Below are 15,439 nucleotides of genomic sequence, written 5' to 3' on the forward strand. Positions count from 1 at the left end.
GGAGGCGCGACGGTGCGGCAGCACACCCCTTGGAACGCCCGCTTCGAGGGTCGACAAATACGCACTTTACTTATCTTAAGGAGGAACACAATCCAATGGCAGTTAACTTATTTCACGAGAAAGACGCTGATCTAGGCGTTCTTAAAGGCAAAACAATCGCGGTAATCGGCTACGGTAGCCAAGGCCATGCGCAAGCGCAAAACCTTCGCGACAGCGGTCTGAACGTAATCATCGGTCTTCGCGAAGGAAAATCCGCGGACGGCGCGCGCAATGACGGCTTCGAAGTCCTTTCCGTAGCTGACGCTACCCGGAAAGCCGATGTCGTACAAATCCTTATGCCGGACGAGACGCAAGCCAGCGTCTACAAGAACGAAATCGAGCCGAACCTCAAAAAAGGCGCAGCGCTCATGTTCTCCCACGGCTTTAACGTACATTTCGGACAAATCGTAGCTCCTGCCGATGCGGATGTCTTGCTGGTTGCTCCGAAATCCCCAGGTCATATGGTTCGTCGTACTTACGTCGAGGGCTTCGGCGTACCGGGCTTGATCGCGATCCACCAGAACGGAACAGGCAAAGCGTTCGAGATCGGCATGGCTTACGCCAAAGGAATCGGATGTACTCGTGCCGGAGTTATCGAAACTTCTTTCCGCGAAGAAACGGAAACGGATCTGTTCGGCGAACAAGCCGTGCTTTGCGGCGGCGCTACCGCCCTTGTTAAAGCCGGATTCGAAACGCTCGTCGAAGCGGGCTACGCTCCCGAAATGGCTTACTTCGAGTGCTTGCACGAGTTGAAGCTTATCGTTGATATGATGTACGAAGGCGGACTGTCCTCGATGCGCAGCTCGATCTCCAACACGGCTGAATACGGCGACTACGTTACCGGACCTCGCATCGTAACGGATGAAACGAAAAAAGAAATGAAACGCGTTCTGGAAGATATTCAACAAGGTAAATTCGCTCGCGACTTTATCCTTGAAAATCTATCCGGCCGCGCATTCCTTACGGCTACCCGCCGCAACGAAGCCGAGCACCCGATCGAAGTCGTCGGCGCCCAATTGCGCGGCATGATGCACTGGATCAAGAAATAATAACGAACGACCATACGAAACCCCGGCAAAGCTTAGCCGGGGTTTTTGTTAAATAACGAAATGCGATGTGCTATAATTAGGAACAAACGAATGGCTTCAGGAGGTGCGGGCAAGTCCCTGCTATGAGAAAAATTTATATTTTCGATACGACGCTTCGGGACGGAGAACAATCTCCGGGTGTTAACCTGAATACGCAAGAGAAAGTTGAAATCGCGCTGCAATTGGAGAAATTAGGCGTGGACCGCATAGAAGCCGGCTTCCCGGCCGCGTCGCCGGGCGATCTCGCCGCCGTTAACGCGGTAGCTAAGGCAGTCAAGAATGCGACCGTCATCGGCCTTGCCCGCTCGCGCGAGCCGGATATCGATGCCGTAAGGGAAGCGCTGAAAGGCGCTCAAGATCCGGGCATACATTTATTCCTGGCTACTTCCCCCATTCACCGCAAGCATAAGCTGCGGATGGATAAGGACCAAGTGCTGGAAGCAGCGGAGAAGGCTATTCGTTATGCCAAGCAATACTTCGATAAAATCGAATTTTCACCGGAAGACGCCGGCCGCACGGAGCTTGATTATCTTTGCCAAGTGACGGAGATGGCGATCAATGCCGGCGCTACGGTCGTGAATATTCCGGACACCGTAGGATATATGACCCCGCAGGAATTCGGTAACATCTTCAAAGTTCTGAAGGAAACGGTTCCGGGAATCGAGCGAATTCAATTGTCGGCGCACTGCCACGACGATCTAGGCATGGCGACGGCCAACGCGCTTGCGGCCATTCTTAACGGAGCGGACCAGGTGGAAGGTACGATCAACGGCATCGGGGAGCGGGCAGGGAACACCGCGCTTGAAGAGGTAGCTCTTACTCTTGCTACCCGCGCCGAATTCTTCCAAGCGACGACCTCGCTTAATCTCAAGGAAATCGCGCGCACGAGCCGTTTGGTCAGCAAGCTTACAGGCATGGTCGTTCCGGGCAATAAAGCAATCGTCGGCGCTAACGCCTTCGCGCATGAGTCCGGGATTCATCAGGATGGCATGCTGAAGGAGAAGACGACTTATGAGATCATCTCGCCGGATACGATCGGGCTGAGGGACAGCAAGCTAGTGCTGGGCAAACATTCCGGACGGCATGCGTTCCGCGAGAAGCTGATCGATCTCGGCTACGAGCAATTGACCGAGGAGCAAGTCAATGCGGCTTTCGGCAAGTTCAAGGACTTGGCGGATCGCAAGAAGAACGTAAGCGACGAGGATATCCGCGCTCTGCTCGAAGAGAAAATCATCGAGACTCCGGAAGTATTCGCGCTGGAACAGTTGGTCGTATCCTTCGACAGTCACGCAACCCCGACGGCTACGGTCGTTCTTAAGACCGCGCAAGGGATCGTGAAGAAGGAATCGGAAGGCAACGGTTCGGTAGACGCTATCTATCAAGCCATCGACGGTCTGACAGGCGAAGTGGTCGAACTAGACGATTATACGATTAAGTCGGTCACGGACGGTACGGATGCGCTCGGAGAGGTTCACGTCGTCTTGAAGCAAGGCGAATCGTCCGCGCAAGGACGCGGCGTAAGCACGGATATCCTGGAAGCAAGCGCACGGGCTTACGTGGATGCGCTGAACAGGCTTATCGACAAGCGTAACGCTCCAACCCGCAATCGCCGGGACAATGTCACGTTGATCTAAACGTCCAGAAATGGGGAACGACAGATGAAGTATCAATTTTCCGCGAGGCTTGGAAGCTTCTCCTCTTCTGCGGTTCGTGAAATATTGAAGCTGACGCAAAGAAAATCGATTATTTCGTTCGCGGGCGGATTGCCGGCAGAGGAGCATTTTCCGGTTGCGGCTATCGGAGAAGCCTTCGAAAAAGTGCTCGCAGCCGGAAATAAGGCGTTGCAGTACGGCTTAACGGAGGGATACTTGCCTCTGCGGGAAAGCATTTGCGCCTGGATGGGACGCAAAGGGATATCGGTGACACCAGACGATATGCTTCTGACGACCGGTTCGCAACAAGCGATAGATCTTTTGTCTCGGATCTATATCGATGCGGGCGACGTTATTCTTGTAGAAAAACCGACTTATCTATCGGCGCTGCAAGTTTTCCGTTCTTATGGCGCGACGTTAGTTTCCGTGGATACGGACGAAGACGGGATGGATTTGGCGGATTTAGCCGCCAAGTTGAAGCAGCATACGCCTAAGATGGTATATGTGATTCCTACCTTCTCGAACCCGACCGGCAAGGCGTGGAGCATGGAACGTCGCTTGGGAGTGCTTAAGCTTTGCAGGGAAAGCGATACGTTGATCCTCGAGGACGATCCGTACGGAGAGCTTAAATTCGGAGATGCTTCGGTCCATTATCCGTCGCTGTTCTCACTGGATCAGCATCCGAGCGGCTCGTGCGTCGTATATACAAGCACCTTCTCCAAGACCGTTGCGCCTGCGTTGCGCACGGGGTGGGTTATGGCGGATCCGGACATCATCCGGCATATGGCTCGGGCAAAGCAAGCGGCGGACCTACACTCGAGCTCGCTCGATCAGCAAACGTTATACCAACTGATGGAGCACTTCGATCTGGACGGCCACATCGAGTTCGTTCGCAAGGAGTACGAGAAACGGATGCGTCAGATGGCGGATCTGCTTAGCGAGCAGCAGTGGCCGGGCGTAACTTGGAACGAGCCTAAGGGCGGCATGTTCTTCTGGCTGGAGTTGCCGGAATCGGTCGACACGGCAGAACTGCTCAAGACGGCGGTCGACTTAGAGGTCGCCTTCGTACCGGGCATCTCTTTCTTCGCGGAAGAAAGCGCCAAGAAAAACACGATGCGCCTTAACTTTACGCATAACGATTACGAAGGAACGGTTAACGGAATGAAGCGCTTGAATCAAGCGATGGAGAGCGTCTTGGTCAAGCAATAACGATGGAATGCGAAGAGATTATGCCTAGGCATAATCTCTTTCTGCTATTACTGCTTACATCCACCATAGCCTCTCGCTAAGGCAGCCCTTAATGGTACGGCGTGCCGTTAAGTCACCTCAATTGTTCATAGTCAATGCCTATAGAAATCATAGTTATTATCTATTTTGACAATGGGGGCAAATGTACTACAATTGAGAGAAGGTCTCAATGGACAACCTATACCCAAAATTGGAGTGAATCATAACCATGTCGGAAGTTAAAAAAATCGCGGTTATCGCCGGCGACGGAATCGGCCCGGAAGTCGTAGCGGAAGCGGAGAAAGTTCTTAAGCGCACGGAGGAATTGTTCGGTTTCAAATTCGAGCTAGAGCACGGCTTGTTCGGCGGGATCGCCATCGATGAAAGAGGCACGCCGTTGCCGCAAGATACGCTGGAAATGTGCCGCAACGCGGATGCCGTTCTGCTTGGCGCCGTCGGCGGTCCGAAATGGGACAACAACTCCAAGGAGCTTCGTCCGGAAACGGGATTGCTCGGCATTCGTAAAGCTTTGGGCTTATTCTCCAACATCCGTCCGGCAGTCGTATTCGATTGCTTGAAAGACGCGTCTACGTTGAAACCGGAAGTGCTAGAAGGCACGGACCTAATCGTCGTTCGCGAGCTTACTGGCGGTATCTACTTCGGAGAGAAATTCCGTCGCGAAGGCCCTTTCGGCGAAGAGGCGGTGGATACTTGCGTCTATAACGTAACCGAAATCGAACGGATCGTTCGCCAAGCATTCGAAGTCGCACAGAAGCGCAGCAAACGTCTGGCATCGGTCGATAAAGCGAACGTATTGGAAACCTCGCGCCTTTGGAGAGAAACGGTAAACCGTATCGCTCCCGAATACGCGGACGTGGAAGTCGAGCACGTTCTCGTGGATAATTGCGCTATGCAACTGTTGCGTCGCCCTTCGAGCTTCGACGTTATCGTAACGGAAAATATGTTCGGAGATATTCTAAGCGACGAAGCTGCAATGTTGACGGGTTCCATCGGCATGTTATCCTCCGCTTCGTTAGGCGAAGGCAGCTTCGGATTGTACGAGCCCGTACACGGTTCCGCGCCGGATATCGCGGGACAAGGCATTTCCAATCCTATCGCGACCATCCTCTCCGTAGCGCTTATGTTCCGCCTCACTTTCGGATACGAAGAAGCGGCAACGGCCATCGAGACCGCGGTTAAGAACGTTCTTGACGCCGGACACCGTACTGGCGACATAGCGGTAGACAAGAGCAAAGCAATCGGTACGACGGCAATGGGCGACTTGATCGTAGCCGCAATTACTCGTTAATTATAATAATTATAAAAAAGGAATTGTTATCATCTTGACTAGCTTGTCCGCGAATGGTACGATTTTTGTCGAGAGATCGAATCAGAAAGCACTAGCAATAAGGCTGGGCTTATGGGAGGTAATTGGAAGATGGCAGAGCGTTTGGTAGGTCGCCAGGCACCGGATTTCACTTTGGAGACGGCTAACGGAGACGGCAAAGAGTTCGGTAAAGTATCCTTGTCCGATTACAGCGGCAAATGGTTGGTATTGTATTTCTACCCATTGGATTTCACATTCGTATGCCCGACGGAAATTACGGCTCTTTCCGAAGCGAACGACGTATTCAAAGGTTTGAATACGGAAGTTCTCGGCGTCAGCGTAGATAGCAAGCATAGTCACCGTGCATGGATTAACACGGCTAAGAACGATAATGGTCTTGGCCAACTGAATCATCCGCTTGGCGCTGACATCACGAAACAAGTCGCTCGCGACTATGGCGTCCTGATCGAAGAAGAAGGAATCGCGCTTCGCGGTTTGTTCATCATCAATCCGGAAGGCGAATTGAAATACCAAGTCGTTAACCATAACGATGTAGGCCGCAGCGTGGAAGAAACTCTTCGCGTTCTGCAAGCTCTGCAATCCGGCGGATTGTGCCCAATGAACTGGAAAGCGGGCGACAAGCACCTCGTCGCTAAGTAATCATTAGAATAACCCGCAAGCTCCTCGGAACTTCGTTCCGGGGAGCTTTTTGAACTATTTACCTATATTTGTGGCAGGAATTGTGTTTATGGGTAGAGAATATAGTGAGAAGAATAAATGATGCTGATTTAAAGGAGGGAAGGCGATGAGCTTTTGCTGTGGAGCCAGCATGATTGGAACCAAAGGGACGTTGAAACACTACCGGACGCGAATCCATAACGTGCCCATTTTATTTTGTCCGGTTTGTCACCGTATCGAAGTGCACTATTTGGTGGAGAACGAATACGAAATATTGGCCGAATACGCGCATGGCGACGGAGCATCAGAAGTCGACTTCCATGACTATGTCGATGAATCCGACAAAGCCCTCCACGAGAATTGCGTAAATAATGAAGACGAGGACCCGATGCAGATCGTGCAGAGTCAGATCGATATGTCGCTTGACCTCATGACCTTCGCCAAGGAGATCGCCGACAGCGAATGGGAACAGCAATTGAAGAAACGACTGATCGTATTAAGCCAACGGCGCCATAAGTTGAAATTGAAACGAACTCCAGGAGGCACGATTTAAGCCTATTGCTGGTTTAAGTATAGGAAGAAGTACCGAGGACTGCCCTTAAGTAGATCTCTTCTGCTGAGGGCGGTCTTTTATATTTATTGGCGGGGTACCCCCTCAAATAACGATATGCGTACGAATGTTTATGAATGTGGGGTGAGCGAGTGCTGCTCGTACTTTTCAAAAAATGGTTGAACCCTTCTGGCAAAGCGACCCGAGTCCCGACCGAAGAGACATTACCGGAACGGCAAGTGGAGCGAATACAGAACGGGGACCAAGAACTGCGAAATGAGCTGATTCGTCAGTATCATCCATACATATTAAAGACAACCAGCCGGTTTTTCCGCCGATATGTCGATCCAAAGCTGGACGATGCGTATAGCATCGCATTAGCCGCGTTCGACGAAGCGATTACCCGTTTTTCTCCCGATGGCGGCAGGTTGTTTTTGGGTTTCGCGGAAACGGTCATTACTCGAAGACTAATCGATTTCGTGCGGCAGGAAAGCAGGCATGCATCCGTTGTCCCTTATAGCGCGTTCGATTCCTCCTCCGACGATGAGGAAGGCACGACGAATCGGGTGGAAGTCGTTCAGGCGATGCAAGCTTTCGACCAAGAACGATCCGCGGAGGAGCGAAAGCTGGAAATTACGGCTTTGTCGGAAGAGATGACGTTGTACGGCATTTCGTTCGACGATTTAGTCGACCATTCTCCGCGCCATCAAGATTCCAGAAAAACGTTGCTAAGGATGGGCAGAAGGCTGGCGAGCGAAGAGACCATGTTTCGGTTTCTTACCGAAAAGCGCCAGTTGCCCATTAAGGAATTGTGCGAAGCCGAGCAAGTTTCGCGCAAGACGGCGGAGCGCCATCGCAAATATTTGATCGCGGTAAGCTTGATCGCATACGGAACTTATCCTTTTTTGCAAGAATATATCGGCTTGGATCAAGACGGGAAGGAGGAAACATCATGAACAGCGGAACGATAATGTCTTTGAACAAAAGAACGGCAGTCGTACTGACTCAGGACGGACAATTTATTCGCGTAAAAAGATTAGCGGGCTTCGAGGTTGGAGCAGAGATTTCAGGGTTAAAGGTTGTTCGCGCGAATCCCCGGGTTCGACGGAGAATATGGCAAGGCGGCGCAATGGCATCGGCCATGCTGCTCGTTCTATTCGCTTTCTTGGTGTTTCGCGCTCCGCCCGTCGTGGCTTACGTAACGATGGATATTAACCCCAGCATCGAGTTGGGCTTGGATGCCAAAGAACGGGTTCGCGAGCTTCGCGCCGTAAACTCGGAGGCGCAGACGCTAATTGAAGGAATGAAATATCGGGGACGAAATTTAGAGACGGTGATGAATGAACTGGCTCTTAGGCTGGTAGAAGAGCATGCCATAACATTAGGCAAAGGAGAAATCGTCATTGCCAGCGTTCCCGTGAAATCGTTGACCAAACAGTGGGAGAACGCGGTGACCGGCAAAATCACGCGAATTCTGAACGATGCCTCGCAGCAGGACGATCCTGCGAATACGACGAAGCTGGATGTCACGACGGTTTCCTTGCCCGCGGAAGTCAGGGATGAAGCAACGGCCAACGGCGTATCCTCCGGCAAAATGGCATTCTGGCTCGTTTCGGAAAGCCAAGGTCGCGATGTAACGCTCGAAAGGATAAAAAACGAATCGTTGACGGATATCGCAGCCGAGTGGGGCGGGGTCCATAAAGTAATGAGCAAATACGAGGATAAACAGGAAATCTCGGACGACAAAGGCGACAAAGGCGTCAAGAACGGCAAGGACGACGACAAAGGCGACAAAGGCGTCAAGAACGGCAAGGACGACAAGGATGACAAAGGCGTCAAGGCTGGTAAGGACGACAAGGATGACAAAGGCGTCAAGGCTGGTAAGGACGACAAGGATGACAAAGGCAACAAAATAAATGTCGGTAAGGACGGAGGCAAGGGCGGAGACTTTAGCAAGGATGAGAAGAACGACGACAAGAAGAACGACGAAAAGGACAATGACAAGCATGTTCGTGGTCCTAATAAAGAGGATTCGAATACGAACTACGGGAAAGACAACGACGACAGGCCAGGCCATAACGGCAAAGGCGACAATAGCAGGGGCGCCGACAATAAGGATAAACGTGACAACGATATTGATCATTACGGAAATGATCGTAACGACAACAAGTTTGACGAGAGCCATAAAAATAATTGGAAACGACTGCTGGATAAAGTTAAAAATAACGATAAGGACGAGAATAGAAAGCATAGATAAGCGTTCTTTCGCTTCTTTTACCGATGCCGTTCTATAATCCATCAAGGTATAACAAGTAACTTCAATGTTCGCTAAAGTCCGACAACTTCTCCCGTTGACAGTTATCATCATTAATAGCTATGATTTGATTAATCTTGATCTTTGCCTTTTTACCAGCGCCGGAGATGGGGGAATTCTCGAATGGACGGGTGGAGAACGCGTTATTTTCCGATACTTGCTGAGTTTGTGCGAAGCGGCGGACAATTCGTTCGTCCGGAGACTAAAGAGCTATGGCGTGAGCTAGCTGACCTGCCTACCAATGAAATTCTAGAACAACACGAAGAATGCGTGAAGTTCCTGCTTTCATATGCCGAGCCTGAAGACCGAATGACTTTCGTTCATCGGTCTCTTTTGTTTATTACCGAACTGCTCATATCCTTGCGGATTCCCGAGGAAGCGGCCGCCACGGAAGAAACGGAAACGGAACGCCTGATGCGCACCGCAAGCGCGATCCACTCGGCACCGATGGAAGAGGGACATCCGAATAAGTTTGAAACCGTTCTCCAGCATATGGACAGCGGAGTCGCCCTATTTGACGGTGCGGGCAACTTGAGATTTCTTAACGTGCAAATGTCGAGAATGTTGCAAGCTCCCAGAAGGTCGCTTATCGGATGCACGTTATACCAGCTCTTTTTTCATGCCAATTTGCAATTATCCATTCGTAAAAACTTCTTGCGCATTTACAAAGAGATGATACTTTACCGTAGGTTTCATGGGGAGTTCCAGAATGTGAACGGACGTTTCCTGCTCGTAAGCATCTCTCAAATCGACGAGCTGGACGGAGATTATTTGATTAGCGTTAAAGACGTGTCTGAATACAAGCAAATCGAACAAGCTGCTTTTCAGAATGACAAGCTGGCGATGCTCGGCAAGATCGCTGCGGCAATCGCGCACGAAATTCGCAATCCGCTCACTTCGATCAGGGGCTTCATCCAATTATTGAATCCCTTTCTCAAGGAAGTAGGAAAACAAGAATACGGTCGGATTATTTTATCGGAAATCGATCGGGCCAACGATATCATATACGAGTTCTTGAATTCCTCGAAGCCATCCGCGCCTATGAAGCAGAAAGTGCTTGTAGGACTGTTACTCAAAGAGACGATCATGTTATCGGAGAGCGAAGCATTGATGAAAGGCTGCGAGATACATAACGAGATATTCAATCCGTACTTAACCGTGGCTGTGGACGTGAAACAGATCAAGCAAGTGCTGCTGAACATCATCAAAAATGCTTTGGACGCCATCTACGAAATGAAGGACGAACGTAAAGGACGAATCGATATCTCATCAAGACAGGAAGGGAAATATGCCCTTATTTCCATTAAAGACAACGGCAAAGGGATGCAGCGAACGACTCTTAACCGGCTGTTCGATCCTTTCTTTACGACGAAGGAAGCGGGAACCGGCTTGGGGTTGTCGGTTAGCTATCGGATCATCGTCAATCACGGCGGCACTATCCACGTGGATAGTCAATTAAACGAGGGAACGGAATTTTTAATTTATTTGCCTTTTGTCGACTGAAAAGAGTAGAATCTGGTTGAAGTACGAGATTTCTCTTAGGGTGGGACATCGGGCATGATATGGACAGACTGGCCTCTGAGATGGGCGATGACAAGCGCTAGCTCGGAAGTAGAACAAGGAACGGCGGACTTAATCATCGCGATGGCCGATCGGAATTCGTTAGAAGATGACGACCGGCTAATTCTGCATCCGCGACTCGATCAGGCATTACGCGATAGGGCTAAGCTCGGCATTTATAATGGAAAACCCGGAGATACGGCTTTGTTCGATACTCTAGGGATGCTCCCGGAGAAATACGCCTTGTACGTGGGATTCGATTCGGTGCCTCACCGTACTAAGTCGCTTAGAGAAGCGGCGGGGAGTCTAGGATCGACGATATTGGAATATCAAATAAAGCAAGCCGCTTTTATCGTACCCGCGGGATTATTTCAATCCATGGACGGGTACGAAATAAGAGCGGCTTCCAGCGCGTTGATGGAAGGTCTTCTGCTCGGATTATATCGGCGGAATAGCCGTTCGATTTCGGGAAGAGCGAATTCCTCGTTGGAAGAGATCCGATTCGTTCTCGACTCCGATTCGGGATCTCTGGATTGGGAGGAAGGCTTGCTACGGGGATACCGTCTGGCAAACTCGGTATGTTACGCGCGTGAACTGACCAATGAGCCGGCGAATCTTCTTACTCCCGAAAGATTGGCAGAGGAAGCGCGGTCGCTTGCCGGTCAATACGGCTTAGAGTATCGAATCTATGACGAATCGGAAGCCGTCAAGGAAGGAATGGGCGGTCTGCTCGCCGTCGGCAAAGGCAGCGTCAACCCGCCTCGAATGATCGTCATTCATCACCGCGGAGCTCCCGACTCCAAGGAGACGTTGGGATTGATCGGCAAAGGCGTAACCTTCGATACGGGAGGAATCTCGCTTAAAAAGCCGGGAGGCATGGAGGAAATGATCTCCGACATGGGCGGAGCATCCGCCGTTATGGGCGCGATGAGGGCAATCGGGGAATGGAAGCCCAAGATGAATATCGTCGCGGTTATCGCCGCTGCGGAGAATATGCCATCCGGAAGCGCCTTTAAGCCAGGAGATGTACTCAAGACGTATAGCGGAAAAACCGTCGAAGTCTTGAACACCGACGCGGAAGGCAGAATCGTCTTGGCGGACGGATTAACGACGGCAATCAAGCATGGAGCGACCAAGCTGATCGACGTGGCTACTCTAACGGGCGCCGTCATGCATGCGTTGGGAGATTTAACGACGGGGGCATTCTCCAACGATGAGGAAATGCTGCAAACATTCTTGCAAGGCTCTCGCAACGCCGATGAGTACGTATGGCCGCTACCGACGCATCCCGAATACCGGGTAATGCTCAAGAGCGACGTCGCGGATTTGAAAAATCACGGAGGCACATGGGCGGGCGCGATCGCCGGCGCCTTATTCGTAGGCGAATTCTCCGAAGAGCTTCCTTGGATCCATCTGGATATCGGAGGGACGACTTGGATGTGGAGCGACAGAGGCTTCGAAAGCAAGGGCGGAACCGGCGTGATGGTCCGGTCGTTGGTTGAATATATAAGAGCCGGGATTACTGGCGAAACGATTGGCAAAACGACCGGCAATGCGTAGGTAGAAGAAGGTAACCGCACAACATGGGGGAGCGCGTCATGAGCAATCTTGTAAGGGGATTTAAGCAAGTATTGACGACTCGACGCGAGAGCTTGTCGGATAATCGAAGAGCGCTTCGTATGTCCCTTATCGAGGGGATACCCGCGAATATATTGGCTAATCTGCTTGGCGGTCCTCTGCAGACCGTCTATTTGACTTATTTGGGGTTTACCGCGTTCCATATTGGTTTGGTGCTGGCAATCCCGCCATTTGCCTTGCTCGTACAGATTTTTATCGCGTTCGCCATGCAGACCTGGCAGAATCGCAGGTTTTTCGTCACGCTTTTCGGCGTTATTCACCGATTGTTATGGATAGGAACGGGACTTATTCCGCTCACTTTTACCGAGGATTCTTGGATTCCCGTTTATATTTCCTTATGGCTCGTTTCAATGGTTTCCGCGCAAGCAGGCGGGGTAATCTGGACGTCCTTGATGGCTGACGTCGTTCCGGCGGCGGTTAGAGGCAAATATTTCGGAATCCGCAATACGATCCATTGGGCGGTCGTCTGCATCACGTTGCTGGTAGGCGGGCAGATTATGGAATGGTTGCCCGGGCCAAAAGGATTTGTCGTGTTGTTCGCGATTAGCGCGGCATGCGTCGTCTGGAATGGATTGGCGTTGAGCCGGTATCCGAATCCCCCTTTTCAGCCTTCCGAGAGCGGCAGGTCGTTAAAAATGTTTATAAGGCCGTTCGCGGATCGCAGGTTCCTCTCGGCGACGTTGTTCATCTCCCTGTTCATTTTGTTGCAGAACGTCGTTATTCCGTTGTTCTCCTACGTCATGCTGGAAATCATGGATAGAAGTACAAGCAAAGTAACCTTGATCATTATGTTGCAAAATTTAGTCATGATGGTTAGTTACTACTATTGGGGCGTACTCAACAGTAAATATTCCACTAATACGTTGCTACTGTGGACGTTTCCGCTTATCGCCGCTTCCTGCGCGGTATGGGCGGGGATGGCGATCTTGCCCGCCATGCTCGTTCTTGTCGTCGTGCATATCTTGCTTGGCTTCGGGTTTGCCGGCTACAATTTGCTCGTGTTCAACTTCCTGATCGGGGATTCCCCGAAATCCGAGAGACCGATGTACATAGCCGTATTCTCGGCGTTGACGGGTATTGCCGGATTCATCGGTCCGATCGCCGGAGGGTGGTTGTACGACGAAGTAGCCGGAGGTCCGCTTTGGCTGCAGACTTACGGGCTGACGACCTTTGCCGGAGGCGCGCTTTTGGTTTTATCGATTGCTCTTGCTCCGTTTGTATTCAGATCGCGTCCGGGTCATAATTAAGCATGAGGTTATTAGCGAGAGGAGCGACTATGGAATGGATGGTAATGCTTCGATTAAAGATCGCGTTCCCCCAGGACAACGTTTGACCGACGGATTCCCGGTATTGCATCACGGGGATGTTCCCTATTATCGGGATTTAAGCCAGTGGAACCTGAAGATTTTCGGGCAAGTGGAAGAGCAGGCCGAGTTTTCCTACGATGATTTCATGAATTTACCTCGGCGCGAATTCGGAAACGATATTCATTGCGTAACGACATGGTCCAAGCTGGACAACGTATGGGAAGGAATCGCGGTATCGACGGTCATGGAGCGGGTGAAGCTGAAGCCGGAAGCCAAATTCGTCATGCTGCACGCAGAGCAAGGCTGGACGACGAACTTGCCGTTGGAGGATTTCTTGCGCGATACTTCCTTTTTCGGAATCAAGCATAACGGACAAGAACTTACGCCGGAGCACGGTTATCCCGTCCGAATGGTCGTTCCGCATCTGTACTTCTGGAAGAGCGCGAAGTGGCTTCGAGGCATCGAGTTCATGGTCAAAGACAAGCCTGGCTTCTGGGAGCGGAACGGTTATAATATGTACGGCGATCCTTTTCTCGAGCAAAGATATGATTTCGATTAAATCGTGAATCCTTTAAATGACTAATCCGTATTACCGAGCGTATGATCTACTTATGCGAAGGGTTGGGATTAGTTACATGTCATTTTTCGGTCGAGTTCTAGCAAGTATCGGAATCGGATCGGCGAAAGTGGACACCGTACTTGAGAAATCATCTTATTTTCCCGGGGAAGAAATTCGCGGAGTCGTCCGTATTCAGGGCGGATCGGTCGAGCAGCAAGTGGACGGTATCCGCTTATCCGTAATGACCACTTATCTCCGGGAGATGAATGATTCCAAGATTCACCAAAATGCGCAAATTTCGAGCATCCGGGTTTCGCAGCCGCAGTTGATCGCCGTTCAGGAGCTGAAGGAAATACCGTTCTCGTTCGTGCTTCCATGGAATACGCCGCTTACGATGGGACGTACCCCCGTCTGGATCAAAACGGAGGTCGACATTCAATCCGCGGTTGATCCCTCGGATGAAGATCGCATTCAAATATCTCCGACCGCGCATCAGCGAACGGTACTGCAGGCGATCGAAAATCTAGGTTTCGGGCTGCGCGACGCCGAGACGTTGTATGCTCCGCGTATGCGCCAATCGTTACCGTTCGTTCAGGAATTCGAATGGGTTCCGACGGGTGGGCGATATCGCGGCAGATTAGACGAGCTTGAGCTCATCTTTCTAGATGTCCGGCCAGACGGAGCGGATCTGCTGTTGCAAATCGATCGTAAGGCATCGGGAATGATGGGGATGTTCGCCGAAGCCTTGGACGCGGACGAGAAATTCGTAAGGATTTCGTTGACCGCGAATGATTTGAATGCCGGTGCCCATAAAGTTGCGGGCATAATCGATTCCGTCGTCGCGAAATATTCTTAAACGACTGGTTTGCCGTTAAATCGACAACTTGACAATACCAACTGTAACGAGTATTATTACAGTATAGAGTTTGTAAAAATAGACGATACCTAGAGGAGTAGCTCTAATCGTCGATTTTTTTAACTCAAGTGTAATGAAAATAGTTACAGTTGTGCGATTATCAAAATTCGAACGGGTGGTGTAGAAGATGAAATTTGAAATCAGCGATTGGGTACATGCGAAAACGCGAAACGGGGAATTGGTTCACGGATTCGTCGATACGTTGGACGAAGAACAAAGAATGGCCAACGTATTCGTAGTCAAGTCGGATAACGACGAGTCGATCGGCAAATCCATTCAAGTCCGCGAACAATGGGTGAGAAAGCTGCCGATTTACGCTTGGGATGATGCCGAGGCGATTCAAAGCTTGATCGATATCGCTTTGGCGACGAAGGACGATCAATGGTTCGAAGAGCTGTCCCTTAAATTGCAATCGTTAACCAAAGCCGAACGTTCAAATCAAAAGAAGCTTGTTCCCGGGCCATCTTATACGAATCGCCTAAGATATAAGGTCTAAGGGATAATGTCGAAGAAACCGCTGGTCTTTCGTAGACCACGCGGTTTTTTTGTACTTCATAGTTACTTAGTACGCTAAAGTATACTTC

At 50.8% G+C, this 15,439-nt stretch carries 14 protein-coding genes; all 14 read left to right on the forward strand.

Going from position 1 to position 15,439, the window contains the following annotated elements; translation table 11 throughout:
• Window positions 1-95: 95 nt before the first annotated feature.
• The 14 genes from ilvC to DFP95_RS07250 all read left to right on the forward strand — a co-directional run bounded on the left by ilvC (window position 96) and on the right by DFP95_RS07250 (window position 15,351).
• On the forward strand, window positions 96-1,088 hold the full coding sequence (gene ilvC, locus DFP95_RS07185; protein WP_115991925.1) for a ketol-acid reductoisomerase: 993 nt from the start codon (window positions 96-98) through the stop codon (window positions 1,086-1,088).
• Between the two features lie 122 nt (window positions 1,089-1,210).
• A complete protein-coding gene (locus DFP95_RS07190) occupies window positions 1,211-2,761 on the forward strand; it encodes a 2-isopropylmalate synthase (RefSeq protein WP_115991926.1) in 1,551 nt (516 codons plus the stop codon).
• Window positions 2,762-2,785: 24 nt separating this feature from the next.
• A complete protein-coding gene (locus DFP95_RS07195) occupies window positions 2,786-3,988 on the forward strand; it encodes an aminotransferase-like domain-containing protein (protein ID WP_115991927.1) in 1,203 nt (400 codons plus the stop codon).
• Between the two features lie 247 nt (window positions 3,989-4,235).
• The gene (gene leuB / locus DFP95_RS07200; protein ID WP_115991928.1) at window positions 4,236-5,315 is read left to right on the forward strand and encodes a 3-isopropylmalate dehydrogenase; all 1,080 of its coding nucleotides are present in this window, start codon (window positions 4,236-4,238) and stop codon (window positions 5,313-5,315) included.
• Window positions 5,316-5,444: 129 nt separating this feature from the next.
• On the forward strand, window positions 5,445-5,993 hold the full coding sequence (locus DFP95_RS07205; RefSeq protein ID WP_115991929.1) for a peroxiredoxin: 549 nt from the start codon (window positions 5,445-5,447) through the stop codon (window positions 5,991-5,993).
• A 145-nt stretch (window positions 5,994-6,138) separates the two neighbouring features.
• Window positions 6,139-6,564, forward strand: a complete 426-nt coding sequence (locus DFP95_RS07210) for a hypothetical protein (protein ID WP_115991930.1) — start codon at window positions 6,139-6,141, stop codon at window positions 6,562-6,564.
• Between the two features lie 149 nt (window positions 6,565-6,713).
• Window positions 6,714-7,517, forward strand: coding sequence for an RNA polymerase sigma-I factor (gene sigI / locus DFP95_RS07215; protein WP_115991931.1), 804 nt, complete (start codon window positions 6,714-6,716; stop codon window positions 7,515-7,517).
• Window positions 7,514-8,818: an anti-sigma factor domain-containing protein gene (locus tag DFP95_RS07220; RefSeq protein ID WP_115991932.1), complete on the forward strand. Its 1,305-nt coding sequence runs from the start codon at window positions 7,514-7,516 to the stop codon at window positions 8,816-8,818. Before sigI ends, DFP95_RS07220 begins: the two co-directional genes overlap by 4 nt.
• Window positions 8,819-8,998: 180 nt before the next feature.
• Window positions 8,999-10,378 (forward strand): ATP-binding protein, encoded by a 1,380-nt coding sequence (locus DFP95_RS07225; RefSeq protein ID WP_115991933.1) that lies wholly within the window; start codon window positions 8,999-9,001, stop codon window positions 10,376-10,378.
• 54 nt (window positions 10,379-10,432) lie between these two features.
• Window positions 10,433-11,995: a leucyl aminopeptidase gene (locus DFP95_RS07230; protein ID WP_115991934.1), complete on the forward strand. Its 1,563-nt coding sequence runs from the start codon at window positions 10,433-10,435 to the stop codon at window positions 11,993-11,995.
• Window positions 11,996-12,033: 38 nt separating this feature from the next.
• A complete protein-coding gene (locus DFP95_RS07235) occupies window positions 12,034-13,320 on the forward strand; it encodes an MFS transporter (protein ID WP_115992273.1) in 1,287 nt (428 codons plus the stop codon).
• 34 nt (window positions 13,321-13,354) lie between these two features.
• On the forward strand, window positions 13,355-13,939 hold the full coding sequence (locus DFP95_RS07240) for a sulfite oxidase-like oxidoreductase (protein WP_115991935.1): 585 nt from the start codon (window positions 13,355-13,357) through the stop codon (window positions 13,937-13,939).
• Between the two features lie 76 nt (window positions 13,940-14,015).
• A complete protein-coding gene (locus DFP95_RS07245) occupies window positions 14,016-14,795 on the forward strand; it encodes a sporulation protein (RefSeq protein ID WP_115991936.1) in 780 nt (259 codons plus the stop codon).
• Between the two features lie 187 nt (window positions 14,796-14,982).
• A complete protein-coding gene (locus tag DFP95_RS07250) occupies window positions 14,983-15,351 on the forward strand; it encodes a hypothetical protein (RefSeq protein ID WP_115991937.1) in 369 nt (122 codons plus the stop codon).
• The last annotated feature ends 88 nt before the right edge of the window (window positions 15,352-15,439 follow it).

It is taken from the genome of Cohnella lupini (assembly GCF_003386205.1).
In the GTDB taxonomy this organism is placed as follows: domain Bacteria; phylum Bacillota; class Bacilli; order Paenibacillales; family Paenibacillaceae; genus Cohnella; species Cohnella lupini.

Coding starts and splice junctions, on each gene's coding strand:
- ilvC (WP_115991925.1), top strand. CDS start 96: ATGGCAGTTAACTTATTTCACGAGAAAGACGCTGATCTAGGCGTTCTT.
- DFP95_RS07190 (WP_115991926.1), top strand. CDS start 1,211: ATGAGAAAAATTTATATTTTCGATACGACGCTTCGGGACGGAGAACAA.
- DFP95_RS07195 (WP_115991927.1), top strand. CDS start 2,786: ATGAAGTATCAATTTTCCGCGAGGCTTGGAAGCTTCTCCTCTTCTGCG.
- leuB (WP_115991928.1), top strand. CDS start 4,236: ATGTCGGAAGTTAAAAAAATCGCGGTTATCGCCGGCGACGGAATCGGC.
- DFP95_RS07205 (WP_115991929.1), top strand. CDS start 5,445: ATGGCAGAGCGTTTGGTAGGTCGCCAGGCACCGGATTTCACTTTGGAG.
- DFP95_RS07210 (WP_115991930.1), top strand. CDS start 6,139: ATGAGCTTTTGCTGTGGAGCCAGCATGATTGGAACCAAAGGGACGTTG.
- DFP95_RS07220 (WP_115991932.1), top strand. CDS start 7,514: ATGAACAGCGGAACGATAATGTCTTTGAACAAAAGAACGGCAGTCGTA.
- DFP95_RS07225 (WP_115991933.1), top strand. CDS start 8,999: ATGGACGGGTGGAGAACGCGTTATTTTCCGATACTTGCTGAGTTTGTG.
- DFP95_RS07230 (WP_115991934.1), top strand. CDS start 10,433: ATGATATGGACAGACTGGCCTCTGAGATGGGCGATGACAAGCGCTAGC.
- DFP95_RS07235 (WP_115992273.1), top strand. CDS start 12,034: ATGAGCAATCTTGTAAGGGGATTTAAGCAAGTATTGACGACTCGACGC.
- DFP95_RS07240 (WP_115991935.1), top strand. CDS start 13,355: ATGGATGGTAATGCTTCGATTAAAGATCGCGTTCCCCCAGGACAACGT.
- DFP95_RS07245 (WP_115991936.1), top strand. CDS start 14,016: ATGTCATTTTTCGGTCGAGTTCTAGCAAGTATCGGAATCGGATCGGCG.
- DFP95_RS07250 (WP_115991937.1), top strand. CDS start 14,983: ATGAAATTTGAAATCAGCGATTGGGTACATGCGAAAACGCGAAACGGG.